A 10,630-nucleotide genomic window follows, 5' to 3' on the forward strand; every position below is an offset into this window, starting at 1 on the left:
CTGACAAAGAAAAAACTGAAATCAAGTCAGGATAAGGGTTGGAGTGCTTACTGCAAAAATTGTTAAGAAAGATCCCTATAAGGGATAGCTTATCAAGGGGGGCAGGGGGGATCGAACCTAAAATCCATTTTTAATTTAATTATAACCAGCTACTTAAATTATGACCCTAGCCACCGATAAAAGTACCTATAGCTTTGCCGAATATTTAGAACTAGAGGAAACGGCAGCCTATAAAAATGAGTATCAAGATGGGGAAATCGTACCGATGACAGGAGGCACTACCGATCATAATAAAATTGCTCTCAATTTTGCCGCTTATTTAAAATTTGCCCTCAAAGGACAGAAATATAATATTTTTATCGGTGACGTTAAATTATGGATAGCGCAATATCGTCAAGCAACCTATCCCGATGTGATGCTAATTGAGGGAGAACCGATTTATTATGAAACTGGCAAGACAACTATTACCAATCCCAGATTAATAGTAGAAGTCCTCTCAAAATCAACTCAAAATTATGACCAGGGCGATAAATTTCTCTATTATCGTTCGCTGCCGGAATTTCAAGAATATATTCTCATTAGTCAAAGTCGTCCATATATCATGCAGTATAACAAAACTCAAGAAAATAAATGGTTATTAACGGAATACGAGGGCGAAAATGCCAGTTTATCTTTAACTTCTGTAAATTTCGATCTCAGTTTTCAGGAAATTTACGAAGGAGTGATAAGTAGCTGGTTATAATTAAGTAGTCGTGCAAAATTAATTTCCTAGTGAAGATAGGCAAGAGGCAAGAGGCAAGAGGCAAGAGGTGTTTAGATATGTGTAATTAATTTTGCTTAGGTACTTAAATTAAAAATGGATTTTAGGTTCGATCCCCCCTTAGTACTAGGGTTGATTCATAGTAGGGTTGATTCATAGTAGGGTTGATTCATGAATCAACCCTACCTTAATAAGGGTGGTGTCTGATAATTTTTAACGCCTACCTACTTATTTAACGATTTGCGTTGAATTTTCGTTTTTTTGCCGGTATTATCGCCAAGGAAGTCCAGAAATCTATCTCTACAGACCCAATTTCGCCGCTAAAGCGATCGCTACCGGGAAAATGCGATGTTCTTGCACTTGAATGCGTTCGTGGAGACTAGCCGCGGTATCATCGGGGAGAATGGGAACCACCGCTTGCATTAAAATTGGGCCACTATCTACCTCCGCGCGAGCGATATGCACAGTACATCCGGTCACTTTTACCCCCGCAGCTAAAGCTTGTTCCACGGCGCGCACACCCTTAAAACTGGGTAGTAAACTAGGATGGATATTGATCACGCGATCGGGAAAAGCATCTAGTAAAACCGGGGTGACAATTCGCATCCAGCCGGCCATAATTACCCATTTTACGCCGTATTCTTGGAAAGTTTCTACTATTGCCCGATCGAGTTCTTCTCTGGGTTTAAATTGACGATGATCGAGGAAAACCGCAGGGATATTGTAGTGATCGGCTCTTTCTTTTACCTTGGCATCGGGATTATTGTAGATGAGGACAGGAATCCTGGCATTTAGCTGTTTTTTAGCGATCGCTGCCGCCAAAACAGCAAAATTGGAACCACTACCAGAAGCCATCACTCCTAAAGAGAGGGTTTCCTCTAGGGGAATATCGGCCAAACTGAGATCGGGAGAAATTAAACTGGGGGAAATTGTCATCATATTTTATAAGCGAGTTCGAGTGCATTGCAAAAGCTATTGAGGCGATTCAGCAAAGCATTATAGTAAGAATAAGCATCATCCCGTTCCTCTTGAAGATAGGCATACAAGGTTAGCTCTGGCTCTGCAGCTAGGTGATTTTTAGGGATATCGAAACCGACTTCGGTTAGGCGCGTCGCTGCGATCGCAACTAGCAACGCCCCAATGGTATTAGACTCACCATTGTGAAGATCCCTCAGTCCGGGTAAGATGATCTCGGCCCCTGGCAACTCATTGAGATTCATGATTGCTTCTCCTCTGGTGGACATTGAAAACGTTCAATAAAGTTCTCGACTCTGCTTCTCAGCACATCAGGGTGAAGAGAGGGTGAATCGAAAAAATCCCCATACCCCTATCTCCCCTATCCCCGTTGTTTCAAACCGGTTTCAATAGCGGCAATGACTGTTTCTATGACTTTAACGCGGGCGAAATACTTATCATTTGCCGCCACAATCGTCCAGGGGGCGACGGGGGTGCTAGTACGGGCTACCATGTGATTAACTGCCACATGATAGAGGGGCTGTTTTTCTCGATTGCGCCAATCTTCATCGGTGAGTTTATGTTGACGATAGGGGTTATTTTGGCGCTCATTGAAGCGATTTAACTGTTCTTCGGGGCTAATATGTAACCAGAATTTGACTAAAACACAGCCTGAATGGGTTAATTGGGCCTCAAATTCGTTAATTTCTTGATATGCCCGTCGCCAATCCATATCTTTAGCGAATCCTTCCACTCTCTCCACTAAAATCCGTCCATACCAACTGCGATCGAATATACCGATAGTTTTGGCTGCGGGTAATTTGCGCCAGAAGCGCCAGAGATAATGATAGCGGTGTTCTTCCTCCGTCGGGGCAGCAAAGGCAATCACTTGATAACTGCGAGGATCGAGGGTATCGGTTAAGCGTTTGATCGCCCCTCCCTTGCCGGCGGCATCCCACCCTTCAAAGAGGACTAAAACGGGAATATTTGCCTGAAAAATCTCTAATTGCAGTTTTCTTAATTCTACCTGTGCCTGACGCAAACGGATTTTATATTCTTCTTTTTCCAATTTGGCACTCAAGTCCACTCTCCCCAGATAATCGGGTTCCGTGGGCAGTAATTGGGCTTGGGGTGGTAGATTGACAGGAGGTTCGATCGGTAATTGGCGCTGATCCAAAGCTTGAGCGATCGTGCCGACTAATTGGGAGAGAACTTTTACCCGGGCCCAACGTTGACAGTTGCCCTCCACCAATATCCAAGGGGCGGCCCCCGTGCTAGTGTAGGTAATCATTTCCTCGGCTAAACTGGCATACTCATCATAACGTTTGGCCTGTTGCCAATCTTCCGGACGCACGCGCCAAGATTCTAGTTCATTTTCGGCGTATTCTTTGATGCGTGACTTTAATTCCTTTTGACTGAGGTGAATCCAGAATTTAGCGATCGCAACCCGATCATCAAATAATTGTCGCTCAAAGGTGTTGATATCGCGCATGACTAGGGGAATCTGGGAGGAGGGCAATTTATTTAAGAGTCGATCCTCTAGTAGATGGGTGTACCAACTGTGATAAAAAATGCCGATACTGCCCTTTGCTGGCAGTTTTTGCCAAAATCGCCACAAAAACGGGTAACTTTCCTCTTGGGGGGAAGGGGTTAAAATTGGATGGACGGTAAAACCCCGAGGATCCATATAGTTAACCATTTTTTTGACTAAAGTTCCCTTGCCTGCCGCCGCCCAACCTTCCAAAACCACCACCACGGGTAATTTACATTCCCAACAGGACTTCTGTAGCGATCGCAGTTGTTGCATTAAATCTTTAATTTGTGATTGATAAGTTTCCTTGTCAAGGGAAAGAGATAGATCGAGGGGACTTAACATGATGGTCAAATAAAAGCAAAATTAGGGTATAAAGTTATAGACAAGTCAATCTCAAATAGGTCTTTCGCGTGTCTCAAGTTAAACCTACCATTCTCGTCACTGGCGGTGCGGGTTATATTGGTTCCCATGCAGTTCTAGCGCTCAAAAATGCCGGTTATTCCGTCATCGTACTCGATAACTTATCCTATGGTCACGCCGAAATCATTAAGGATATATTAAAAGTTGAGTTAATTGTCGGTGATACTAGGGATCGATCGCTGCTGGATAATTTATTTGCTAGTCGTGATATTGCCGCCGTCATGCACTTTGCCGCTTTTATTGCCGTGGGGGAATCAGTCCAAGAACCGGCTATTTACTATCAAAATAATGTTAGTGGTAGTCTGACTCTTTTGCAAGCGATGATCGCCGCCGATGTGAAGAAATTTGTTTTTTCTTCCACCTGTGCTATTTATGGAATGCCCAAGGAAATTCCGATGACGGAAAATCACCCTCATCATCCCCTCAGTCCCTACGCTGCCAGTAAGGAAATGGTGGAACAAATTCTTAGGGATTTTGATGCGGCCTACGGTTTAAAATCGGTGGCTTTCCGTTATTTTAATGCTTCCGGAGCCGACCCCAGTGGTTTATTAGGGGAAGATCACCAACCAGAAACCCATTTAATTCCCCTGGCTTTATTAACTGCCCTGAAAAAACGGGATTCCCTGTCAATTTTCGGCACGGATTATGATACTCCCGATGGTACTGCTGTGCGTGATTATATCCATGTTAATGATTTAGCACAAGCTCACGTTTTAGGCTTAGAATATCTCTTAAATGGGGGCGAAAGCAATGTGTTTAATTTGGGCAATGGTAACGGTTTTTCTGTGCGTGAAGTGATTGAAACAGCGCGAGCGGTAACTGGTTTGGATATTCCCGTCATCGAAAGTCCCAGAAGGGCAGGTGATGCCCCGATTTTAATCGGCAGTAGCGATAAAGCCAAACAGGTTCTCGGTTGGCATCCCCAATATGCCGATCTTAAGGTAATAGTTGAACACGCTTGGAATTGGCATCAAAAAAGACACGCTTAACAGTAAAAAAACTACTAGAGGCTGATAGTTTACCGCTATAAGCTTCCCTAGAATCATCTCAAATACAATGCTATGAATAACAAAATAATCTTAATATTTATAGGCTTGATTTTTTTGGCAAGTTGTGCTGATAGTAAACAGTTTCAATGTCAAAAAATCTATCGGATTGCCAACGAAGTAGCCCAAGAAACCAAATCCTTAACCAAGGGTCAAGGGACAGAAATTGACCAAAAAAGTTGGCTATTAGCCGCCGATAAAATCGAACAGGCCGCAGAAAATATGAAAAAATTAGCAGTGAAGGATCCAGAACTAGATAAATATAAAATCGCCTTCGCTCAAGTTTATGAAGATTATGCCACTGCCACTCGTGAAATAATTCAAGTTATCGAAACTCGCAATAAAAACGGGGCAAAATTAGCACAGGAAAAGGTCAGAAAAGCCGGACAATTAGAAAAAGAAACTGGCGAAGCTTTTAATACCTATTGCCAAGCACAGTAAAGCAGTTATCAGTTAGTAAGGTGTTGGGGTTTTGGGGTATTAGTGGAAATTTCCCCATTTCCCCATTTCCCCATTTCCCCATCACCTCACTCCTATACTTTACGGTTTAACTGCGTACAAAGTGCCTACATTTTTACTGCGAGGCATCCTGGAAAAGATGATAAAACTGAAGTCTTGCAGATGTTTGACTCAAGCATCGGGACCCTTTTTATGTCATCCCATCATGATAATTTTAATTTGTCCCAATTGACCAGTTGCCGCTAAAGAATCGAGAATTTCGTATTCGGAACCTTCACAATCAATCACAGTTTTTGATAAAGCATTGCTTGTCTAGCCTCAATTCTTGAGGGTTGCTGGAGGTAATTTTATGGACAAGTCTGACAAAGTTTGATAGGCTTGTCAAGAAAATCCCTCGTCTCTGAGCATCAGAAGTCAGGAAACCCATCTCAAACAAGGTAACACAGACCATCAGGAGTTAACAAGCCTTGAATTACTCTGATTTTATATTTTGGTGGATATTAATCCTTTTCAGCGTTCCTTTCTTAACGGTGCGCTACTTGGCGAAGTCCTTCAATCTCTGGCGAGGTGTTTTTGATGGAGTCGGATTAGCGGCACTGTCCCTGATCCTATTTTATTACGCCAGTCGCACCAGTTTCCTCGTTTTCATCGTCTCCCTAGCCTTTAACTACATTATGGTCTGGCTAGTGCTGAAAATGAGCGGCTGGAAAGCGAATCTCCTGGCCACTATCGTTATCGTCATCGATATTCTCGTCCTCGCCTACTTCAAGTATTTCGGCTTTTTTGTCGAGGAAATCATCGGATTATTCGTTTCTCTCCCCCCTAACTGGAAGGAACTTTCCCCAATTCCCGTGCCTAGCCAAATCCCACCGGGGGTATCCTTCTATACCTTCCAGATGGTGGCTTTCGTGGTGGACTCCCTACGGGAAAAGAAAAAGAAACCCCTAGCCGTTCTCGATTATGTCAATTTTATCTCCTTTTTCCCCCAAATTGTCGCAGGTCCGATCGAGCGTCGCCGGGATTTATTACCACAAATGGAGGGATTTCGCCTCAAATTTACGGGAGAAAACTTCGAGAAGGGTTTGCGTTGGCTTTCCCTCGGTTTATTTATGAAATTTGTCCTCGCCGATAACATTGCTCCCTACATCGAATTAGATAAGATGATCGACAATGCTTGGTATATCTGGTTTGAGGCCTTTTTATTCACCCTGAGAATCTATTTTGACTTCGGCGGTTATAGCTTTATTGCTGTTGGTTTAGCCTATTTTGTCGGGGTTAGATTAGAATTAAACTTTTTAGCACCCTATACATCCCAAAGTATTAACGAATTTTGGCGACGTTGGCATATTACCCTTAGCACTTGGTTTCGGGATTATGTGTTTTTACCCCTGATGGGTTCCAATAAAAACTGGGCTCCTTTTTATCTATTCATTACCTTTACTTTTTCGGGTTTCTGGCACGGTGCGGCTTGGAATTTTATCTTTTGGGGTGCTTACCACGGGGCATTATTATTATTACTGCGTTATCTAGGCCGACCTTTCTATGCTTTCGTCGGAAAATACGTTTCTCAGCCGCAAATTGTCTCCTGGGCTTTAACGCAATTGGCTGTCATTTTTGGTTGTCTCTTTTTCATGGAGATTAACACCAGAAGATTAATCGGCAAAATTCTGGTTATTGCCAATCCTTTCAATTATTCCTTAGCTAATATCGGAGAGATTTTTAGTTCCTATAGTCTCAATCAAGGAGCAGTTTTAAGCGTCGCTTTAGTTCTTGGTATCATTGTTTTAATCCTCGAACATCTGGCTATTGCCCAGAAAAAGTTTGAGTATGAACTATTGTTATCGCCTTGGCTGTCTAAAATATTGCTAGGTTTAACTATTCTCCTAGCTTCCACTAATACTGGTGACTTTATTTACTTTGAATTCTGATGAATACTAAATCTTTTAACATTTTCCCCTGGTTAGCCTCTCTGGGAGTCGCTTGGTCCCTCGGCTTTGTTTATAATGTCATCTACGGCGGCGAATTAAGCTGGTTGCGGATGATGTACGAAGAAAAATCAGCGATCGCTGCTAGGATCGAGGGACCGCGGCGTTTAATCGTCACGGCGGGATCGGGGGCGCATTATACCATAAATTCGGAATTAATGGCCAAAGAATTGGGAATTCCGGTGGTTAACCTCGGTTTACAGGGGGACATCGGGTTAAATGTCATTGCTGCTATGATTCTCGAAAAAGCACGCAAAGGGGATGTCATTCTGCTGATTCCTGAATATCTCATGCTCATGGATGAGGACGGTTTTAATCGCGGCGAAGGACTTTGGGGATCCGCACCTTTTAGCGTCGCTATTGGTAAACCGGGGTTAGGTGGGATACCTTTAAAAACCATGATCGAGGATACTTGGTTATTAGGTATTCCGGGGATGCGTGCAGTCACTAAATCCACGGTTGATTTATTCACTAAAGGCAGAATGACGGGTTATTATTCCGAGCCGATTACTGACAGAGGAGATCCGACTATAGTTAAGGAAAGAACAGGGAAATGGTGGCAAATGACCTTTGATACTGCTGCTTCTCCTCACTCAATTAAATTGATTGAAAAACTCAAGAAAGACTTAGAAGCAAAAGGGGCGACTCTGGTAGTTTCTTTGCCCTGGGTTTATGCTAAAAATGATGATAAAACCGTTGCTAATATTCGCAAATCTGCCGAAGAATTAAGTCGGGTTGTGCCAACAATTTATGATCCGAAAGACTTGAATATTAAGACCGATTCTACTATTTTTGCTGACACTCACTATCATCTTTTGCCCCCAGCGAGAATTATACGTTCAGAACAATTAGTTTCGGAACTGAAACCCATCCTAAACACAACTGAGAATAAAAATCCATGAATAAACCTATAACTAAGATTTGCATTCTGGGGGGTGGTTTTGGAGGGTTATATACGGCGCTCGATTTGAGTCGATTAACAGCAGTAAAATCGGGTCAATGGCAAATAACTTTAGTCGAACCAAAAGACCATTTTCTCTTTACTCCCCTTCTCTATGAACTAATTACAGGAGAATTGCAACGCTGGGAAATTGCCCCCTCCTACCGTCAATTATTAACAGGAACTCAGGTTAATTTAAAAACTCAAAAAGCTAGTAATATTGACTTAAATAATCATCGAGTATATTTAGAAAATGAGGAGGTTATAGATTACGATTACCTGATTTTAGCGGTGGGAGTGCGGAATCGTTGGCCGGCTATAACCGGGTTAGCTGATTATGGGCTAACTTTTCGGAGTTTAGAGGATGTGGAAAGATTACAAACGGCAATTCATGACTTAGAAACTCAAGGAAAATCCTCAATTAATTTAGCCATTATTGGCGGCGGTCCTAATGGGGTAGAATTAGCCTGTAAAGTGGCTGATCGTTTAGGAAAAAAAGGCAAAGTTCACCTAGTGGAAAGGAACGAGGAAATACTGCAAAACTTCCCTAAATCGGTGCGTGTTGCTTCCTACCGTTCCCTTTTAGCCAAGAATGTTAGTCTCTATTTAAACACGGGATTAAAGGAAGTTACCGCTAATTCCATGACCATACTTAAAGATAATACAAATGAGGTTATCCCCATTGATTTATTATTGTGGACAGCAGGAACTGAGGCACAGGATTGGATCAATAATTTAGATTGTCAGAAAACAGCACAAGGCAAATTATTAACCCGTTCTAGTTTACAATTAATTGACTATCCCGAAGTGTTTGCCCTTGGGGATATCGCCGAAATTTATCCGAGTAAACAGGTAATTCCTGCCACAGCACAAGCAGCCTATCAAGCAGCCAGTGTAGTAGCCAAAAATATCTCGGCAGTGATCAGAAAAAAATCGTCCCAACCCTATTATTATCTGCATTTAGGTGATATGTTAACCCTGGGTAAACAATCAGCCCTTGTCTCCAGTTTTGGCCTTAATATTACTGGTAGATTAGCTGATATAATGCGTCGATTTGTCTATATTCTGCGTTTACCCAGCCAACGCCATCAGTTAAAAGTGTTTCAACATTGGGCAAAAAAAATTCTTCTCCGACTCCGTTATTCACAGGTGTTATCTAAGCAACCGATTGAATCAAAAAATACTCGTTAATTGTAGTTAAAATTCATGAAAACCTTTCTCAAAAGTATGGCAGCACCTTGGCAAACAATCCAAGTAACAGAGTTACAAATTGATAATTATCTGCTAGAAAACTTGCATAAAAACCCCAAATATGATAACACTAGGAAACTAAACCGCTACGAATTTAAGGTTTTTTCCCAAGCAGGAGAAGATGGCATTATTAGCGAAATTTTTAATCGCATTGGAACCACAAATAAATTCTTTGTGGAATTTGGAGTTGGCAACGGTTTAGAAAATAATAGTACCTATTTGTTAGTGAAAGGATGGCAAGGTTATTGGATTGAAGGCAGTGAGCGATTTTGTAAAAGTATTCGCCAATCTTTTGAAGATTTACTTGCTAACCAACAATTAACTTTAAAAAATACTTTCATCACTGCCGCAAATATTGAAGACTTGTTTCGAGAGGGCAATGTACCGACAGAATTAGATTTATTATCCATTGATATTGATGGTAATGATTATTGGGTCTGGCAAGCAATTACTAATTATCGTCCCCGGGTGGTAATTGTCGAATATAATGCTATTTATCCCCCCGAATCCAGTTGGGTGATGCAGTATAATCCTAGTCACCAATGGAAATATAATAGTCATGTGGGATCAAGTTTGAAAGCTCTAGAAAAACTTGGTCATCAAAAGGGTTATAAATTGGTAGCTTGTAGTTTTTCGGGAGTGAATGCTTTCTTTGTGCGAGAAGATTTACTCGGAGATAATTTCTGTTCCCCTTTTAGTGCTGAAAATCATTACGAACCCGCGCGCTATTTTCTTTGTTCCCAAAAAGCTGGACATCCTCGCGCTTTTGGCAAATTTAAGACTATATGAGTCAGGGAAATTAACCGATAATTAATAACTTGTTGGAGCAGGTTAATTTAAGCAGCAACCAGGGTGAGAGCATCTTAAACGCTATTGACAATTGGCCAATTTTGTGATCCGTTTGCTGTGCGGGTATTTCAAGTGATACCAGTCAATCAGAATAGTCACGAAATCGACCAAATGGGTCGATTTTTGCTTAACAATTGAGATGGGCAATTTTCCTCAAATATGTCTGAATTGTCCTCTGGGTAAGCAACTCACCTAAAGTTCATTTTGTCAAGGATTGTTAAGATGCGCTTACCCTGTCCTCCTCTAGACCGTCTCCTAATCTAAGGGAAGATTTTTGATTTTTGCAGGAGATATAGCAATTCTCTGACTTATGAGGTACAGTAGCAACAGTGAGTAAACCAATTGCGAATATCTTTTTGAGTAACTTCTAACATAGCCAATTCAATCCCTTCTATTAAGTCTTTGTAAGTTCTCGCCTTCAGTTTTCTTAAC

General features: G+C 41.7%; 10 protein-coding genes and 1 pseudogene. 7 read left to right on the forward strand and 4 right to left on the reverse strand.

Going from position 1 to position 10,630, the window contains the following annotated elements; all coding sequences use genetic code 11:
* Positions 1-160: 160 nt before the first annotated feature.
* The gene (locus IM496_RS13965; protein WP_287662257.1) at positions 161-742 is read left to right on the forward strand and encodes a Uma2 family endonuclease; all 582 of its coding nucleotides are present in this window, start codon (positions 161-163) and stop codon (positions 740-742) included.
* 318 nt (positions 743-1,060) lie between these two features.
* Here IM496_RS13965 and purN read toward each other — a convergent pair whose 3' ends face one another.
* From purN to pap, 3 genes are all read right to left on the reverse strand, one after another.
* Complete coding sequence (gene purN / locus IM496_RS13970) at positions 1,061-1,699, reverse strand: phosphoribosylglycinamide formyltransferase (protein WP_287662259.1); 639 nt, start codon at positions 1,697-1,699, stop codon at positions 1,061-1,063.
* A complete protein-coding gene (locus IM496_RS13975) occupies positions 1,696-1,980 on the reverse strand; it encodes a hypothetical protein (RefSeq protein ID WP_002795695.1) in 285 nt (94 codons plus the stop codon). The genes purN and IM496_RS13975 overlap by 4 nt, the downstream gene beginning before the upstream one ends.
* A gap of 116 nt (positions 1,981-2,096) precedes the next feature.
* Positions 2,097-3,590 (reverse strand): polyphosphate:AMP phosphotransferase, encoded by a 1,494-nt coding sequence (gene pap, locus IM496_RS13980; RefSeq protein ID WP_002804113.1) that lies wholly within the window; start codon positions 3,588-3,590, stop codon positions 2,097-2,099.
* A gap of 68 nt (positions 3,591-3,658) precedes the next feature.
* Here pap and galE point away from each other — a divergent pair, with 68 nt between their 5' ends.
* The 6 genes from galE to IM496_RS14010 all read left to right on the forward strand — a co-directional run bounded on the left by galE (position 3,659) and on the right by IM496_RS14010 (position 10,138).
* On the forward strand, positions 3,659-4,657 hold the full coding sequence (gene galE / locus IM496_RS13985) for a UDP-glucose 4-epimerase GalE (protein WP_287662262.1): 999 nt from the start codon (positions 3,659-3,661) through the stop codon (positions 4,655-4,657).
* 72 nt (positions 4,658-4,729) lie between these two features.
* Positions 4,730-5,155, forward strand: a complete 426-nt coding sequence (locus tag IM496_RS13990) for a hypothetical protein (RefSeq protein WP_287662264.1) — start codon at positions 4,730-4,732, stop codon at positions 5,153-5,155.
* 485 nt (positions 5,156-5,640) lie between these two features.
* Positions 5,641-7,101, forward strand: a complete 1,461-nt coding sequence (locus IM496_RS13995; protein WP_287662266.1) for an MBOAT family O-acyltransferase — start codon at positions 5,641-5,643, stop codon at positions 7,099-7,101.
* The gene (locus IM496_RS14000) at positions 7,101-8,060 is read left to right on the forward strand and encodes a hypothetical protein (RefSeq protein WP_194015482.1); all 960 of its coding nucleotides are present in this window, start codon (positions 7,101-7,103) and stop codon (positions 8,058-8,060) included. The genes IM496_RS13995 and IM496_RS14000 overlap by 1 nt, the downstream gene beginning before the upstream one ends.
* Positions 8,057-9,289, forward strand: coding sequence for an NAD(P)/FAD-dependent oxidoreductase (locus IM496_RS14005; protein ID WP_287662268.1), 1,233 nt, complete (start codon positions 8,057-8,059; stop codon positions 9,287-9,289). The genes IM496_RS14000 and IM496_RS14005 overlap by 4 nt, the downstream gene beginning before the upstream one ends.
* 15 nt (positions 9,290-9,304) lie before the next feature.
* Positions 9,305-10,138, forward strand: a complete 834-nt coding sequence (locus tag IM496_RS14010; RefSeq protein ID WP_194015486.1) for a class I SAM-dependent methyltransferase — start codon at positions 9,305-9,307, stop codon at positions 10,136-10,138.
* A gap of 368 nt (positions 10,139-10,506) precedes the next feature.
* On the opposite strand, the pseudogene IM496_RS14015 reads toward IM496_RS14010, so the two are convergent.
* A pseudogene (locus IM496_RS14015) lies at positions 10,507-10,630 on the reverse strand (IS630-like element ISMae26 family transposase); the annotation flags it as partial.

This window comes from Microcystis sp. M049S2, assembly GCF_020245625.1.
In the GTDB taxonomy this organism is placed as follows: domain Bacteria; phylum Cyanobacteriota; class Cyanobacteriia; order Cyanobacteriales; family Microcystaceae; genus Microcystis; species Microcystis ichthyoblabe_A.